General features: G+C 65.1%; 11 protein-coding genes. 9 read left to right on the top strand and 2 right to left on the bottom strand.

Annotated features, from left to right (window positions below):
• The first annotated feature begins 165 nt into the window (after positions 1-165).
• Positions 166-1,347: a class I SAM-dependent RNA methyltransferase gene (locus GXH28_RS10150; protein ID WP_169238911.1), complete on the top strand. Its 1,182-nt coding sequence runs from the start codon at positions 166-168 to the stop codon at positions 1,345-1,347.
• A gap of 201 nt (positions 1,348-1,548) precedes the next feature.
• Here GXH28_RS10150 and GXH28_RS10155 read toward each other — a convergent pair whose 3' ends face one another.
• Positions 1,549-3,435, bottom strand: a complete 1,887-nt coding sequence (locus GXH28_RS10155; RefSeq protein ID WP_169238912.1) for a CAP domain-containing protein — start codon at positions 3,433-3,435, stop codon at positions 1,549-1,551.
• 171 nt (positions 3,436-3,606) lie between these two features.
• On the opposite strand from GXH28_RS10155, the gene GXH28_RS10160 reads away from it, so the two are divergent.
• The 6 genes from GXH28_RS10160 to GXH28_RS10185 all read left to right on the top strand — a co-directional run bounded on the left by GXH28_RS10160 (position 3,607) and on the right by GXH28_RS10185 (position 9,271).
• Complete coding sequence (locus GXH28_RS10160; protein ID WP_169238913.1) at positions 3,607-3,972, top strand: hypothetical protein; 366 nt, start codon at positions 3,607-3,609, stop codon at positions 3,970-3,972.
• A 128-nt stretch (positions 3,973-4,100) separates the two neighbouring features.
• The gene (locus tag GXH28_RS10165) at positions 4,101-5,159 is read left to right on the top strand and encodes a copper resistance D family protein (RefSeq protein WP_169238914.1); all 1,059 of its coding nucleotides are present in this window, start codon (positions 4,101-4,103) and stop codon (positions 5,157-5,159) included.
• Positions 5,156-6,370, top strand: a complete 1,215-nt coding sequence (locus GXH28_RS10170; RefSeq protein ID WP_169238915.1) for an MbnP family copper-binding protein — start codon at positions 5,156-5,158, stop codon at positions 6,368-6,370. Before GXH28_RS10165 ends, GXH28_RS10170 begins: the two co-directional genes overlap by 4 nt.
• An 86-nt stretch (positions 6,371-6,456) precedes the next feature.
• The gene (locus GXH28_RS10175; RefSeq protein ID WP_169238916.1) at positions 6,457-6,960 is read left to right on the top strand and encodes a c-type cytochrome; all 504 of its coding nucleotides are present in this window, start codon (positions 6,457-6,459) and stop codon (positions 6,958-6,960) included.
• A gap of 39 nt (positions 6,961-6,999) precedes the next feature.
• A complete protein-coding gene (locus GXH28_RS10180) occupies positions 7,000-7,713 on the top strand; it encodes an SCO family protein (RefSeq protein WP_169238917.1) in 714 nt (237 codons plus the stop codon).
• Complete coding sequence (locus GXH28_RS10185; protein ID WP_169238918.1) at positions 7,685-9,271, top strand: methanobactin export MATE transporter MbnM; 1,587 nt, start codon at positions 7,685-7,687, stop codon at positions 9,269-9,271. Before GXH28_RS10180 ends, GXH28_RS10185 begins: the two co-directional genes overlap by 29 nt.
• 165 nt (positions 9,272-9,436) lie before the next feature.
• Here the strand turns inward: GXH28_RS10185 and GXH28_RS10190 are convergent, their stop codons facing one another.
• Positions 9,437-15,529, bottom strand: coding sequence for an Ig-like domain-containing protein (locus GXH28_RS10190; protein ID WP_169238919.1), 6,093 nt, complete (start codon positions 15,527-15,529; stop codon positions 9,437-9,439).
• Between the two features lie 186 nt (positions 15,530-15,715).
• Between GXH28_RS10190 and GXH28_RS10195 the strand changes: the two genes are divergently transcribed.
• Together GXH28_RS10195 and GXH28_RS10200 are read left to right on the top strand one after the other, a co-directional pair.
• The gene (locus GXH28_RS10195; protein WP_169238920.1) at positions 15,716-16,366 is read left to right on the top strand and encodes a DUF2085 domain-containing protein; all 651 of its coding nucleotides are present in this window, start codon (positions 15,716-15,718) and stop codon (positions 16,364-16,366) included.
• A 7-nt stretch (positions 16,367-16,373) separates the two neighbouring features.
• The gene (locus tag GXH28_RS10200; protein WP_169238921.1) at positions 16,374-16,952 is read left to right on the top strand and encodes a peroxiredoxin family protein; all 579 of its coding nucleotides are present in this window, start codon (positions 16,374-16,376) and stop codon (positions 16,950-16,952) included.
• The last annotated feature ends 19 nt before the right edge of the window (positions 16,953-16,971 follow it).

Raw genomic sequence — 16,971 nt, forward strand, 5'->3', positions numbered from 1 at the left:
GCGATGAAAGGGAACCGGCTGCGGAAGAGTCAGCCTATGAAAGGGCCGCATCATCTGCGCGCACACCGGCCGCGTTCCTGCGCTACAGCCACCGATTCAGCCTACGGGATGAAAACGGTCGTCCGGCTTGGATGACGCGTATGATTGGCCTGAGGCACCCTCCTCATGACGCACGAAGTGACCTTGACCGCGCTGGCGCCCACGGGCGAGGCCGTCGGGCGTTTGCCGGATGGCCGGATCGCTTTTGTGCCGTTTGGCCTGCCGGGCGAGCGCGTGGCAATTCGCATCACGCATGAGCGGCGGCGTTTTGTGCGCGCCGCGTTGCACGGCGTGCTCTGCCCTTCCAAGGCGCGGGTGATGCCGATGTGCCCGCATTTCACGCGGTGTGGGGGATGTGACTGGCAGCATATCGCTTACCCGGCCCAGGTTGACTTCAAAACCGGCTTGGTGCGCGAACAATTGCATCGCTTAGGCGGCATCGCGGATCCCCCACTGCGGCCATGCGTGCCTGCGCTCCATGCTTTTGGCTATCGCAATCGCATTCAGCTCGTCGCCAGTGATGACAGTGCGGGTTGGGGCTACCGGATGCGTCACACGCACACCGTCACGCCAATCCAGGCCTGTCCCATAGCACCCCCTGCGTTGAACACGCTCATCGCGACGTTGCCGACGGCGAATGTCGCTTTTGCCGACCTTCGCCTGTTCGATGATGGTCCGCGGGTGGTCGGCGCCCATCCTCATGCCCTGAACACCGACGGGACCATCACCCTGGGGAGGTGGCGCTACTTTGTGCCGGCGGAGGCTTTCTTCCAAGTCAATACTGCCATGGCCGAGGTGTTGGTGATGGAGGCGCTGCGCGTTTTGGACCCGCAACCGACGTGGCGCGTGCTAGACCTGTATTGTGGCGTTGGGCTGTTCACGCGTCCTTTGGCCGAGCGGGTGGCCTATGTGTTGGGGGTCGAGCGCGATGCAGCGGCCGTGCGCGCTGCACATCGGAACGTCGCTGGCTTGGCGGCCGAGGTGTGGGCTGCGGATGTCGGCGAGGCGCTGGCGCGCCCGGCGTTGCGTCGTGTGCGGTGGGATGCGGTGGTGCTTGATCCGCCACGAGCGGGGATGGCGCGTCTGGCGTTGGACCGCTTAATCGCTTTGCGCGTGCCGCGCGTCGTTTATGTTTCGTGTGATCCGGCCACGCTTGCGCGCGATCTGCGCCGATTGTTGGACGCCGGCTACGCGCTGGAAAGCGTTCAGCCGCTCGACCTGTTCCCGCAGACGCGGCACGTGGAGGTGGTCGCGCGCCTGAGCTTGTCTGATGCGCGCGCGCAGGCGTCCGGCCCTGCGCGGAAGTAACGCTCACCACCGACGCGCCTGACATGGCTGCGCACGCGCTCGGGCATGAGTTCGGCATCGCCAAAGACGGCCCGCAGTTGCGACGCGTAACAAACCACGGCCTGGATGCGTGCTTCGAGAAGCCGGCGGGGATTTGCGGCTGCCCCCGCATAGGGTAACGCGCCCGGCGCTTCGGATGCGTCATCGGCGTCGAACGCGGCTTTAGCGTGCCCCGTTGTGGGCGATGTAGGGCAGGTGGCGACGGTGCACCTGCTCGGCCACGATCAGGCGCACCGGGATGACCACGGGCGCCAAGTGCACTTGTTGATTGGGGCGCAGCGTCAGTTGGGCGCTGTGCTCGCCGACGGACAAGCCCAGCGGCTGAACCTGCGCGACAAGCGCGTCGCCGTCCTGCTGTGCGGTAAGCCAGGGCGCGCTGCTTTGCACCTGCCATCCACCGGTGCAGGCAGCTCGCACGGTGCGGCGCTGCGCAGGCGGGGGCGGGCCGTTGTGCCCTGCCAGGAAGGTCATGCCGGAGGTGGCGACCTCGATGGAAGGAGGGTGCACCATGCCCGCGTAGATCGGCGAGACTTGGTCGCCGTTGACGTAGCGCACCCAGATCCCCCGGCCGCGATATCCCCGCGGCACCACCCACGTCAGCGGCGTGGTGAGTGGCTGCGCCTCGGTAAAGACCAGCACCACGTCAAAGTAAACTTCGCCGTCGCCCACCATGCTTAGGGTGAATTTCAGGAACGGGTCGCTCCGGTTGTCAAAGGTGAATTTGAGGGGGAACACCTGGTATTGATTCGGCGCAGCGAAATCCACGCTGCGCAAGGTGCGCGAGGCAACTACGGTGTGGTTTGACTCGACTCCGATTCGGATGAGGGGGGCGCCAGAAGTGTTGTTAGGAGTCTTCAGCCGGAAATAAGCCACCATCGGGGTGTTGGTGATGAATTGGGTATCCCACACCCAAGCGAACGTCCCGCGGCTGAACAGACGGTGCGCAGTGCCGCCGCGCGCGAGGGCGTCGTTGACGCGTTCACCGCTGCCCCACCACACCTTAAAATTGGCGTCACGGTCGTCGGCCAGCCAACTGTTGCTGAACTGGACGCCAGTCCAGGCGCCAGGAGGTGGGACGTTGAACAAGGTGACCGTGGTCACGACTTGGGAGGGGCGCAGTGCGTATTGGTCGAGTTGGTCCAGAGGTACGGAAGCACCGTAGTAGATCACGTCGTTCGTGGTCATCGTGCGCCCCCATGCATCGCGAGTCTGGGACCACACCGTCTTCCAACCCTCACCCGGGGACAACGTCCAAGAGAACGTCGGGGTGAAGGTTATCCAGCTCGCCCCTTCGAAACAGGGGGATTCGCTCACCCGCATCTGGAGCGCCGGACCAAATCCGAGCAATGTGGCATGGGCGGTGAAATGCTGCGTGTATAAGCTGACCAGGGGAGTGGGCGTGCTGATGGCCTCATGCGCGATGATGACTCCGCCGAACGGGTGATCGAGCGCAAGTTTCTTAGCGATGTATCCGCGGCCGGTGCTGTTGCGGTAATACCCCAGGCCAATTTCACGGGATTCCGGGTTAAGCATGTTATCGCGATGCCCGGGGCTGTTCATCCACCCTTCGATGCCTTGTTCCGGGGTGACGTAGCCACAGAACGCGTTCTCTGCGACCAGACTTGAGGGATAGCCGAACCGCGGCCCGCGATCGCTGGGCCATTGTCCGTTGGTATCCTGATGTCCGCAGTAGCCGCCCGGGCGGTTCTCCGTTGAGTCCCAGGAGAACCAACGCGCAGCCACGGTGAGGTTCCAATTCGCTTTCAACGGCGGCAAGCCGTGTGCTTGCCGAGTGAGGTTCACCAGGTAAACCGTGCGCGCTTCATCAAGCATCAGGTCGGGCGTTTGCGTCGTGGGGTCGAAGGATGCGGTAGCCGAGGGTTGAACGGTTGCGGGCGGAGGGGGAAGAGCTTGGGTAGCGTTTGCCGCGTCGGGCATGAAGGGTGGGGGCAACGGCACATCAGCGGCGGATTGGGCGCGCGCAGCAGCGCTGAGCGTCAACGTCGCGACTGCGAACATCCCTAAGCACGGTAGGACGCTTCGTTTCATGAGCTGAATCCTCCTGGCTAGGCGTTCAGGATATTACCACCGACGGCAATTATTTTAGCCCCCAAAGGCCGAATCGCAGCCGGCAGCCGACCGCGGCGTGACTTTCATCACGCCAGGCGAGCGCCAGTGTGCACTACTCGGCGCCGTTGCTTGAGTTATATTGCCGGCCGTATGCGCGTGTTGCGCCAGGCGACCTTGCTGTTCATCGCAGGACTCGTCATCGCTGCGCCGATGTTGTGTCTGCAGTTCTGCGAACTGCAACGCTACGTTGCCCGTCCGCGGACTTCGCTCGCCGAGATGGCCCGCCTGCACGCGCTGAGCCTGTCCGAACGCAAGTCGCAGCGCGCGGATCACCACGGCGACGCCCCCGCGCCTTTGGTGCGCCTGAAGCAGATGGTGAACAGCGTCACGGAGTTTCTCCTGGCGCTGGGTCTCACGATCGGCGCATCGGCGATCGTGCTGCGCTTCGTCATCCTGCGCTTGCATCTGAGTGAGCCGGTCCTCGCCGTGCCCACACCGCCCCCACGTCCTAGCTAATCTTCCCCACTTTCACGTCGTGATGTCCCGCCGGCGCGCCGAGCGCGTGCGGCGCGTTCGAGGCGCATCACGAATGACCTTCGCATACACGCGCTTGTGTCATCACATCTCAGTCTCTAACTGGAGGCATGATCAACGCATTGGAGCCGCCGGCGCGAGCGGTGATCTATATCGCGCTCATGCTCATGGTCGGCTTGCCAATCGGACTGGCCGGCGTCGTACTGCCGGTCTTCCGCCGCCACGGCGCCGTCAGCCAGCCGATCCTGGCGCTTGCCCGGCGCAGTTTGATCGCAGCTTCGCTGGCGATGCTGGTCGGCGCAACGGCCTTCTTCGTCGCGCAAGTCATGCCGCTCGAACTGGAGTTCAGCAGCGTCGCGGAGTGGGCCGAGTTCGTGCAGCGCTCGCTGCTCGGCCAGATGTGGATGGCCCGAGTGGCGCTGGGGTTGATGGCGCTCATCATCCTGAAGTTCAGCGCGACTCCGGCAACCTGGCTGGCCGGCTGCGCGCTGGTGGGGCTGGCAGCGCAGGCGACCCTCACCCGCACCAGCCACAGCGCAGCGATGGGCGCAGGGTGGATGCCGGTCGCTGCGGATTGCGCGCACCTCCTCGCCGGCGCGCTGTGGGGCGGCGGCCTGATCGCCCTGCTCATCGCCGCACGTTGCGCGCCGCGCGACGAAGCGCGTGGGGACGTCGAAATGACGCGCATGTTGATCGGGCGATTCTCGCCGTTCGGCATCGCCGGCGTCGCGCTCGCCGCCGGCACAGGAATCGCGCTCTCATCGGTGCACGTCGCCGATGCCGCTGCGCTCCGAGGCTCCGACTACGGTCGGCTGATCCTGCTCAAGATTGTTCTCGCGGTAGGCGCCGTCGCACTGGCGGCGCTGCATAAGTTCGTGACCCGCCGACGCATGAAGACGCAAGCCGACGTGCGGCGTTTCAGCCGCACGCTGCTGGCGGAGGTGCTCCTCGTGGTCGGCATCTTTGCCGGCGCGGCCCTGTTGGCTTCCACCTCGCCGCCGCACCATGTGGTAACTCACCAGATGCCCGACGGCTCGACGCACATGATGCTGATGACGGATCCAGGCTTTCAGCGCGCGTTGCAGATCGCCGCTCTGGCGATCCTCGCAGCGGGCGCCGTTGCGTTCGCGCTGGAATGGCGCGCACGCCCCCTATCTCAGAACAGATGAAAAATTCGATTCGGCGGGCGGCAATCTTTGCACTTGCCGCATCGCTCATCCTGACGACGAACCGAACGACCCATGCGCACGCCATGCTCGTCAGCGCCGACCCGGCGCCGAACTCGACCGTTGGCGTTTCGCCGAAACAGATCAAGTTGGTGTTCAGCGAAGAACTTCAAGCCGTTGGTCACTCGATCGCGCTGATTGACGAAAAGAAGACCAAGATCGAACTCGGCAAGCCCATGCTCGATCCGGAGGACAAGGCCAAGAAGACGCTGATCGCCGAGGTGCCGACCACGCTCGCCGCGGGCAGCTATACCGTGGAATGGAAGACGCTATCCACCGATGGTCACACCGAGAAAGGGAGCTTCAAATTCACCCTGGCCGAGATGGCCGAGATGACGTTGAAGTTCGCTTTCAAAGCAGGCAAAGAGCCGGTCGCTTGCGGCAAGGAGATCAAGAACCTGGGCGCGCGGCGCACTGCGGCGCAGATCATGGACGCCCGGCTGTATATCTCGAACATCCGCTTGATCGGTCCCGGCGGCGAAGTGCCGTTCGAACTCGTCCCGGATGGCAAATGGCAGACCGATCGCGTGGCGCTGCTCGACTTCGAGGATGGCACCGGAATGTGCAAGGAGACCGGCAACGCCGACCTGCGCGATGTGATCGTCGGCAAGGCGCCGGCCGGCAAGTACACCGGCATCGTCTTCGACGTTGGCATCCCGTTCGAGCTGAATCACGCCGATGTAGCCGTCGAAGCCGCGCCGCTCAACATCCAGGCCCTATGGTGGAACTGGCAGACCGGCTACAAGTTCGTGCGGATTGACCTGGCCACCAACAGCGCGCCGCCCAACGACAAGTGGTTCATCCACCTGGGCAGCACCGGCTGCGGCAAGATGGAGAAGGGTCATAGCAGCGATCCGCACGGCATGGCCAATAAGCCGCCGGAGAAGCCCTGCAACAACCCCAACGTGGTCACCATTCGGTTAAACCGCTTCGACCCGAGCAAGGACCAGATCGTGGCCGACCTGGCCGGCCTATTGACGAATGTCAACATCGCCCAATCCACGCCCAAGCCGGCCGGCTGCATGTCCGGCGTGGATGACCCCGATTGCCGCCGGCTGATCCCGAACTTCGGCCTCTCGCTGGCCAAAGGCCAGTGCGTGAATGGCTGCCGCGGCCAACGCTTCTTCCGCGCCGAGGCCGCGCCGAAACCCTGATCTCGTTGATTCCTGGGATGGGCGCGCCATGCATCCGTCCTGTTGATCGAGTCCGCAAACTTTCACAAAGGAGTGTAGCAACCGACATGACGAACACAAAGCACTACAAAAAAGGCATCCGATACACGTTGCTGGCCGTCTCCGCCGGCGTTGCGCTGGCGTTGACGGCATGCGGGGGCGGCTCGGCTCCTGAGCCAACCCAGGCGCCGCCGGCTGCCCCAGCCGCCGAGCCGACCAAAGTGCCCGCCGATGTAGTGGCCAAGGGCAAGGAAGCCTACAACAAATATGGCTGCCAGGCCTGCCACGCCATCCAAGGCTTCGCCGAGGGCGCAGTCGGGCCGGCGCTGGACAACCTCTATACCAATGCACAAAAGACCATCGCCAGCGCGGAGTACAAGAACAGTGAGGGCAAGGCGACAACGGTCGAGGCGTACATCCGCGAGTCCATCCTCAATCCGAACGCCTTCGTCGTCGCTCAATGTCCCACCGGCCCCTGCCCGAAGGGCGTGATGATCCAGAACTTCAAGGATCAGATTAGCGAATCTGAACTGGAAGCGCTGATCGGCTACTTGATGACGCTGGGTCGCTGATTCGCCATCGGCAGATGGCGCAAAGGGCAATGCGCCCCCATGCGCCATCTGCCCCTTCACATGACGCAGCCCAAGCCCATCGGCTACGCCTTTCTCGCCGCGTTACTGTGCGCCGGGATGGTCGCCGGCGCGCCCTTCGCCGGCCGATGGGCACGGCTCGGCATCGCGCGGACGCGCATGCACCTGCGCATGGCCTGGCGCGCCATCGCACCGTTGGCCATGCCGCAATACACCGACGCCCCGTTGCAGCGGGCGATTCATATTCGCGCACCGTCACAGCCGCCAAACGTGACCTTCGTGAACGGTCACTTGGATCCTTTTACGCTGGATGAGCTGCGCGGCTATGGGGTGTTGCTGTTCTTCGGCACGCTCGACTGCGACGGCCTCTGCACACACGTATTGAAACAGTTCACGCGCGTGAAAGCCGCGCTCGGCGCGCAGGCTGCACGCGTGCGATTCGTGATGATCGGTGTGGACGTGGGGCGCGACCGCCCGCACTCGCTGCTGCGGCTGGTGCGCTCATACGACCCGGACTTCATGGCGCTGACGGCAGATGCACAGACGGTCTTACCTTTCGCGCACAAGCACGGCGTGACCATACTGCGGTCTCCGCATCACGCCGGCGGCGCGCTCGTCCCGCTCACACCCTACATCATCTACCTGAACCCGCAAGGGCTTTGGACGATGTGCTTCCCGCTAGGCATGTCGGCCGAGGAGATCGCCGATGAGATCATTTACTCGCTGGGGCTGTGAAGCCTTGCGCCGCTCGCCCGGCGCGCTGATGATTGCGCTGGCCCTGGCGTGCATCGGTTCGGGCTTGACCGCCATGCGCCAGCCACAGCCGGCCGTCGCATCGCCGCGCGCGTGGGTGTGGGCCTTGCCTTCGCACGTGCCGCCGCCGCGCGTGCCGGAATGGAACCCGATGACGCCGGAGAAGTTCGAGCTGGGCCGCTATCTGTTCTACGACGCGCGTCTCTCCGGCAACGGCAGGCAGTCGTGCGCGACATGCCACCAACAGCGCCTGGCCTTCACCGACGGCCGGCCCCAGAGCATCGGCAGCACTGGCGAGATTCACCCGCGCAACGCGCAGTCGCTCGCCAACGTCGCCTGGTTCTCAACGCTGACGTGGGCCAACCCGCTGCTCACCGAGATCGAGAAGCAAATCCCGATCCCGATGTTCGGCGAATTCCCGGTCGAGCTGGGCATCACCGGCAAAGAGCAGGAAGTGCTCGACCGCTTCCGCGCCGACCCGCAGTATCGGCGGATGTTCGCGGCGGCCTTCCCCGGCGAAGCCGAGCCGATCACCTGGAAGAACATCGTGTATGCATTGGCGACGTTCACCCGTGGCCTTACCTCGTTCGATTCGCCTTACGACCGCTATCTGGCCGGCGACCAGGCCGCGCTCACCCCGTCCGCCATCCGCGGCATGCAGATGTTCTTCTCCGAGGATTTAGAGTGCCACCACTGCCACACCGGTTTCAACCTGAGCGCTTCGACCACCTTCTCCGGCGCAGTCTTCATCGAGCGGCCATTCTTCAACACCGGCCTGTACAACATTGACGGCAAGGGCGCCTACCCGCCCGACAACGAGGGCGTGAAGGAATTGACCAACGATCCAACCGATATGGGGCGCTTCCGACCGCCATCGCTGCGCAACGTGGCGCTCACCGCGCCTTACATGCACGACGGCAGCATAGCCACGCTAGAAGAGGTGATCCGCTTCTACGAGCGCGGCGGGCGCAAAATCACCAGCGGCCCATATGCCGGCGATGGGCGGCTCAGCCCGTTGAAGAATGGCCTGGTGTCCGGCTTCACGCTCACCGATGCGCAGCGGCAAGACCTGATTGCCTTTTTGGAGAGCCTGACGGATTGGCATTTCGTCACAAACCCGCGCTTCAGCGATCCGTTCGCGCCTGCACCGGCGGCGCAGGCCACCCCGGCGCCGCGCCCGGCTGCGACGCCGATAGCCGTCGCGCCATCACCTACTCCACCGCCGATCTTTAGCCAGCAGGAATATCGCACGCGCCTGAACGCCATCCTGACGGACCTCAACGCGCTGAGGACGCTGGTGCGACGCAGCCACCGCGCCGAGGCGCAGCGCTTGGCGCAGCAGGTGCACGATCGCCTGCATGCGCTGCGCGCGACTTCGCATCACCTCGGGGTCGGCGACGCGCATGACCGCGCCGAGGCGCACCTACACGGCCAGGTGCTCGCCCGGCTCACATCGGAGGATGCCCGCCCAGCAGCGATCATCGTGGCTATCCGCGACCTGCAAGCCCTGCTGCGCGCGATGGCGCGGGCGGCCGGCTGATCAGAAAGATCAGTGTGAACTCAAGCACCGTTTATCGAAAGGGGCGGGGCGCACCGTAGAGACGCATCGCGGCGCGTCTCTACCAAAAAGAGTTCGATGAAAAGCAGGTCAGACCGCTTCGAGCGGTCTGACCTGTTCCAAGCACGCACCTGGCCGGGGGGCGCGCTAGCGCGCGATTGCGAACGCCGCGCCGTCGCTCCGCCCGAATACCTCGGGGAAGTAGGTCTGCTCGGCCGAGGCCGGCATGACCTTGAACTGGCCGGCGATGCTGGGGCGGATGACGTAGGTGTATTCGTATGTGCCGGCGGGCAGGTAGCTGGCGAAGACGGCCACGCGGTCGTCGTAGATCTCGCGGTGGGCGAAGTACCACCAGCCCCAACCCATCTTGCCGCCGAAGATGGGAGGGATCGGCTCGTCGCCCAGGTTCAGCGTCTGGCTGGTCTTCAACGAGGTGTCCACCACCTCGGCGCCGCTCGGCAGTGGGTCGGTGACGCGCACGTAGTATAGGTCGCTCGGCGCGACGATCGTCAGCCGCACGCGCACGTTCTGCCCGATCTTCGCGCCGGCAATGGCCGGGCAGGGCTTGTCCGGCGCCGGCGCGCAGTCGGCCAGCTCATACTTGCGCGCGATCACGATGCCGCGATTGACGGCCGGCGCCGAATCGGCAGGCACATAGGCGCGCAGGCGCGCGGTGTAATACAGGCGTCCCCCGCCCGCGCCGCGCTCGAAGGCCAGCTCGTTGGCCTGCGTGCGCAACAGTTGCCCGACGGCAACCACGATTTCCGCCGACTCGCCTTGCGGGTTGGCCTGGCCGCGCATCAGGCTCTGGTCGTTCAGCGTCACCCGCCAATCGAAGGCGCTAGGGCGCTCATCGGTCGCCTGGATCCATTCGGCGAAGGCGACGATCGCCCATTCGGTTTCCTGCGTGCTGGACCAGCCGCTGCCGGCGCGCGCCGCCATCAGCCAGCGCACGACATTGGGCGCGAGCGCGTTGCGCGCGTCAAGTCGTGCGAGCGCGGCCAGCACGATGGCCGTGCTGCGCGTGTCGCTGAAGAAGTTGGCCCAGTCGCGCTCGCGCTCCTGCCACGAGACGCCGGTCGCGCTGGTGATCGCCGCCGATTGGATGTCGGCCAGCAGCGTCTTGATGCGGGCATCGCCGGGGTTCACCTTGTCCAGGGCCATGGCCAGCAGCGCCCGGCCATAGTGGCTGAGCGTGGCGCGGATCTCGTAGAGCGCGCCCAGCCGGCCGCTGTCGCCGCGGCCGGCTTCGGCCTGCGCAAACAAGATGTAGGCCTGACGATTGGCGGCCGTCGCGTCGGCCAGTGCGCTGGGCGGTTTGAGCTGCTCGCTCAGGTAGTTGTGCGCGCGGTTCAGCGTGCTTTCGTCCACCCAGAAGCCGGCCTGCCGCGCGCGCGACATGGCCAGCACGGCATGGGCGCTGATGAGCGGGTCGCTCGCGCCGCCGCTCCACCAACCCCAACCGCCGTCGCTGTTTTGCCGACCGTAGAGACGTTGCAGCATTGCTGCGACGTTATTCCGCAACGTGGCGAGGTCTTCGGCCTGGACGCCGGCCTGCGCCAGCGCCAGGCGCACGATCAAGCGTGAGGCCGTCCGATCGGCGCTCTCGTCGGGATAGGCTTCCAGCGCCTCCACGCCCTTGGCCGCAGCAACGCCGAGGCCGGTGTCCACGCGGACGGTCAAATCGCCCTGGCCGGTGTTCAGGCGTGGCGGCAGCGCGATCAGCTCGAGCTTGCGCCCCGGCTCGCCCAGGTCGCCCGCCGTGCCAACCGTCTCCGGCGCGGCATAGCGCAGGATGGGAATGCCGTTCGGCGCGCCGAAGACGCTGGGCTGCGCGCTATCCTGCAAGCCGCCGCCGGCCACCGTCACGGTGATCTCGGACGCGGCCGCTGCGCCGATCGCCGGCTCCTGCACGGTCACCGTCCAATCCACGCGCGCCGTGCCGCCGGCCTTCACGTTGACCCGCTGGATGGCGCTCCCCCCAACGAGGGTGAGGCCGGTGGAGACGAAGGCGACCTGCGCGTCGAGGTCGGCCGCGGTGTTGTTGTTCACCACCGCGCCGATGGTGACCGTGTCGCCGGCGACGAAGAAGCGTGGGGTCACCGGTCGCACAAGCAGCGGTTTGGTCGAAACGATCTCGTTGATCGCCTCGCCGACGCGCGTATCGGGCGTGACGGCGCGCGCGGTCATCCGCCACGTCGTCAGGTTGTCGGGCAGGATGATCTGAACGCGCGCCCGGCCATCGGCGCCGGTCTGCACCACGGCGTTCCAGTAAGCGGTGTCCTTGAAGTTGCGGCGGGTGAATAGCGCGTCGGCGAGCGCTTCGCCGCCCCCGCCGCCGCCTTTGCCTTCTGCCGCCGCCACCTTGGCGGTGATGCGATCCACGTTCACGTTGAGCGTGCTCGCCGTGCGCACGCTGAGCGGGCGCCGGCCGTAGAACGCGTCGAGGATCGGTTCGACGTTCGAATCGGCCAGGCTGAGCACGGCTTTATCCACCAACGCCAGCGACAGCTCGGCTTGGACGGGATTGCCGGCGACATCGGTGACGCGAATATCGTAAGTGGCCGTGTCGCGCGGCGCATACTGCGACCGGTCGGGCGTGATCTCGATGTTGAGGGCGAACTGGGTCGGCTCCACCGCGAACTGGGTGTAACCCAAGCGGTAGGCCGGCACGGGGTTGTCGCTGCCCACCCCCTTGACGAGCATCACTGAGACGTAGACGTTCGGCGCGAAGCTCGGCTCGATGGGGATGTCGAGCACATCGCTGTTGCTGCGCAGGGTGAGGGTCTTGCGTTGGATGAAGCCGCCGCGTTCGATGGTGAGCAGCGCCGTGGCCGCGCCTTGGAAGGGCGACGGCACCAGCACGCGGGCCGTCTCGCCCACTTGGTAGCTGCGCTTGTCGGCCTTCAGCTCGATGCGGTCGTTGTTCTCCACGCGCCAGGCCACATATTCGCCGGCCGACGAGACATAGACCGACGTGCCGGCCGCTACGGCCGGCTCTGCGCCGGTGGGGCCGGCAGCGACGATGTGGTACTCGCCGCCTTCCTGCGGCCGAAAACTGGCCAGCGCTTTGCCGTCGGCGGCGGTCGTGACGGTGACCGAGAACACCTCGGTATCGCTGGGCACAGAGGTGTAGTACAGCCCGCCGTAGGGGTCTTGTTCCTGCGTCGTGAACCATTCGCGGCGGTTGAACGAGACGACGACGGGTTTGTTGGCCACCGGTTGGCCATCCCAGCCTACCGAGATCACGTCAGCGGTGACTTCGTCGCCGGCGTTGAAGACATAGCCACGTGGGGCGATGCCGAAGTAGAACGCGCCCTTGTGCACGACGACGCCGGCGCGCGCCGAGACGCTCTGGTCGTTGACGTCAGTCACGCTGGCTTCCAGTGTGAAGCGCGCGCTGGTCTTGCGCTTGCTCAGGTCGGCCGGCAAGCGCAGCGTGAAGCGGCCCTGTGCGTCGGTCACACCCTCGCCGCTGGCGATCAGTTCATTGAAGCCGAAGAAGCTGCGCGGGCTGAAGTCGAAGTCGCCGAAGGTGTAGTTGCCCGCGCCGGTGTAGCGGTCGAAGAAGTAATCGGTGGCAAGCAACGACCAGCTCACCTTCGCGCCTGCCACGCTGCCGCCGAAGAAGTATTCGGCGTCGAAGGTCGCGTTGATCGTCTCACCGTCGAGGTAGTCCGCCCTGTCCGTCGTCGCCGTCACCTCGAACTCCGGCGCGCGATAGGCGGCGACGAGGAATGACACGCCGTAGTAGCTGCACGGCGACTCGTCCCTGCCGACGTTGGGTTTGGGGACGCACGCCTGAATGAAATACTGGCCGGTGGGCGCGCCGTTGTCCAGCGTGAACTGGCCGTTGAAGCCGCCGTTGGCGTCCAGCGGCACAGTGGCGCTGAACACCTGCTGGGCTTGGCCGTTGAAGATAGCGAGGTTGACCTGCGCAACGTCCGCCGGCACGGTGTAGCGGGCGTCGTCATCGCGGCGCACGATGCCCTTATAGAACACCATCTGGCCGGGGCGATAGATCGGCCGGTCGGTATAGAGGTAAGCGAAGAATGGTTCGGCCTGATAGCGCCCCGGCAGGTTGAAGTCGTAGATGTTGATGCCGTAGGACATTTCGCTCCAGGCGATGCCAAACGGGCCTAATCCGCCCGGCTCGCCCACCAGCGCATAAAGCGTTTGGTAGGGCCGGTAGCTTTCAGGGAAGGTGACGAAGGCTTGGCCAGCTTCCTCGCCGGTGCCGGTGACGCCGGAAGCGATCTCGGCAAACGCAGCGTCGCGGAAGGAGACGGCCACGCCCGACAGGGGCGCGCCCGTATTCAGGTTCGTCACCCAGGCCAACCCTTCGCGGTCGCCATGTTTTAGGCCGATGTGCACGTTCGTGACGATGAGAATGTGGCGCACAGGCTGGAATTCGCGATCGAGGGCGACCAACTCCGGCGCGCTCACTTCGAGCAGGTAGACGCCGGTCGGCAACGCGCCGCCGTCCTCACTCAGCAAGAGCTTGTAGCTGGCCGATTCGTTCAGCCCGGACGTGGTCATCGCCGTCCATCGGCGCACTACTTGGTCGGCGCCGGGCTTGAAAGTGCGCAGATTCTCATATGCGTTGTTCGCGCCGGTGAGGTCGTAGAACTGTTGCGGCGTGAGCGAGGCCAGCGCGAAATCCAGCCGGGTGACGTTGCGATGGAGCACGAACAACTGCGTGGGTTGCGCAGCGTTGTAGGTGCCGACCAATCCATCGCTCTGCACGATCACCAGCGGCGGCAGCGGGCCGGTCGAGAAGCGCACCTCGGTATCCTGGCCGATCCTGACGCCGTAGACGTCGGCCGCATCGCCGCCGATGCGCACACGATAGTTGGTGGACGGCTTGAGGTTGACGTTGAGCGAGAACTCGTTGCTGAACTCGTCGTAGTAGCTATACACGCCGGTCAGCGTGATAGGTGGATCGAACGCCAGGTTGGCGATGACGGTAGGCACGGACATCGGCGCGCTGAAGCGGACGGAGAAGCCGTCGTTGGACGAGGCGCGAGCTTGATCGTTGGCCGGGCGCGTGCTCACCACAGCCGGCAGCGGGACGGCCTGGAAGGTCGTAGTCGCCTCGACGGCCGTCGCGCCCGACCCGACAGCAGCGCGCGCGCCGGCCTTCACACGCACGGTGTAGGTCTGCCCGCGCCGATAATCCTCTGCGGGCACGAAGGCCATCACTTCGCCGGTGGCTTGCGGGGGCGGCATGGGCGGTGATTCGCCGGGTTGTTCTGATGCGAACGCATCGGGGGGCGGCTCATCGGCCCAGCGGAACGCCCCGCGCACCGGTGGTTCGATGACGAACGCGGCCTCGGCGCTGGCGCGATCCATCTTCTGGCTGAAGGTCACACTGATCGGTTGGCGCAGGCCGATGCCCCGCGCCCCGTCGGACGGCGCGATGAATTTGACGACCGGCGCAGCGACGCTGAACGTCCAAACGTAGTCGCGCTCCAGCAGCGCGCCCGTGGTGTCCTGAAGGCCGGCGGCGACGCGGCCTTCGTAGATCGCGCCGGCTTGCAGCGGCTGTGAGGGCTGAAAGACGTAGATGCTGGTATTGAGCCACTGCCCACGGCCGGGGATTGGTGGATTGAACGCGACAGGCGTAGGCAGGCCGGCCTGCTGGTCGAGCAGGGTGAGCGGAACCACCGGTCGGTTGAACAGTACGGTGATCGTCGCGTCGGCGGCGACATCCTGCGCGTTGGCGGCGGGGATCGTCTGGGCGACGGCCAGCGCGCCGATGGTGTTGACGGTGAACGACTCTGGCCGGGCTAGCCCCAAGCCCTTGGCGCTCCGCGCGTCGGTCGAAAGCGAGACGTTGTAGCGCGCCGCGCGCGCCCAGTTCTGGCTCGGCTTGAACGCGGCGCGGTTGTCGCCCAGCCATTCGAGCCTGCCGGCGATGGCGACGCCATCGCTGCTCTGCACGCGCAGGGCGCGCTCAACCGAGCGCCGGTCCATCGGCTGGTCGAAGATCAGTTCGATGGGCTTGTCCACCGGCAGCTCCTCACCCTGGACAGGAACGCGATCCACCAGGATCGGGTTGGCGAGCAGGCGTAGGGTGGGCGATGGGCCGGGCGTGGCCGACGGGTTGATCTGAACGGTGACCTGCGGCGTGACGTTCGGCTCGGTGGTGAGCTCAGGTGCAGGCTGGCTGCATCCGGCGAGGGTGCTCGAAGCAACGAGCAAGAGGCTCACGAGGTGGGCGAGTTGATGCTTATACATAGGTTCGCATGAAAGAAACTCTTCCTTCTCAGCAATGCATCGTGTGCTCAGAAGCTTAGCAAAGATGCGCCTTCGATAAGCCAATAGCCACGCATTGTGCTGTAGGCAGATAGATTATCCCCCAAAAGCGCGAGCTTTCAGGCGCTTGTGCAGCGTGCGTCTTCCATCCGCTAGAATGCGCCACTGATGGTTGAACGACTCAACCGCCTTGGCGCCGGCTTCGAGCGTCACTGGCTGGCCGTCCTGGTCGGCATCCTGCTGACCTATTCGCTGCTGCCGTTCGGCGCGCCGATTTTGAAGAAGCTCGGCCTAGATGCGCTGGCACAGATAATCTATCAGCCATATAAGCTGATGTGCCATACCTATGGCTTCCGCTCGTTCTTCTTGTTCGGCGAGCAGTTTGTCTACAGCCGCCCGGAATTCGAGCAGGCGTCGGGCATAGACACCGGCACATTCATCGGCCTGTTGCAGGCGCGCGACTTTCAAGGCGACGCGCGCATGGGCTATAAAGTTGCGCTCTGTCAGCGCGATGTGGCGATCTACTTCGCAATGGGCATCAACGGCATCGCTTACGCGCTGGTGCGCCGCCGCGCGCGGCCCATGCCGTGGCTCGTGTTTGTGCTGATCGGCGTCGTGCCCATCGGCGTTGACGGATTCTCTCAGTTGCTCAGCCAGCCCCCGTTCAACCTCCTTCCCTACCGCGAGAGCACTTGGGGGCTGCGCCTGATCACCGGCGCTTTGTTCGGATTTAGCCTAGCTTGGCTGATCTTCCCGCTGATCGAGAGCGCGTTCAAGCCGCTGCCGGCAGCGCCACGCACTGCCGTGCGCAGCGATTGAGGCTGACATGGACACACCAAAGCGATCCTTCCCCTTCGGCTTGATCTTGCTGGGCGCGACCGCAACATTGGTGGGCGTTGGGCTGGCCGTGCTGGTCTTGAGCAGCAGTAGCGCAGCCCAACAGAGCGGTCTGCCGATCTTGTCTCCTTCCACACGCGCGCTGCTGCGCGAAGGCGCGCCCGCGCCGGAATTTACGCTCAAGACGCTCGACGGCCGGCCGGTCGCGCTATCCGATCTGCGCGGCAAGGCGGCGCTGATTAACTTCTGGGCATCCTGGTGCCCCCCTTGCCTAGAGGAGACGCCGGCATTGATCGCCGCTTACGAAGAACTCAAACGGACGAATCCCAACATCGAGTTCATCGGCATCGGCACGAACGACGATCGCGCCAACCTGGAGAAGTTCGCCGAGAACAACCGCATCCCGTATATCATCGTCGAAGACCCAGATGGCGAGGTGAGCGACGCCTATGGCGTGCTCGGCATGCCCACCACCGTGTTCGTAGACAGCAGCGGCGTGGTGCGGCGCATCTGGAACGGCGCGATCAAGAAGGAACAGGTAATCGAGATTATGCGTGGGATGAGGTAGGTAGTCATTGGTCATTGAT

Origin of the sequence: Candidatus Roseilinea sp. NK_OTU-006 (genome assembly GCF_012931985.1) — a bacterium.
Taxonomy (GTDB): Bacteria; Chloroflexota; Anaerolineae; order J036; family Brachytrichaceae; genus JAAFGM01.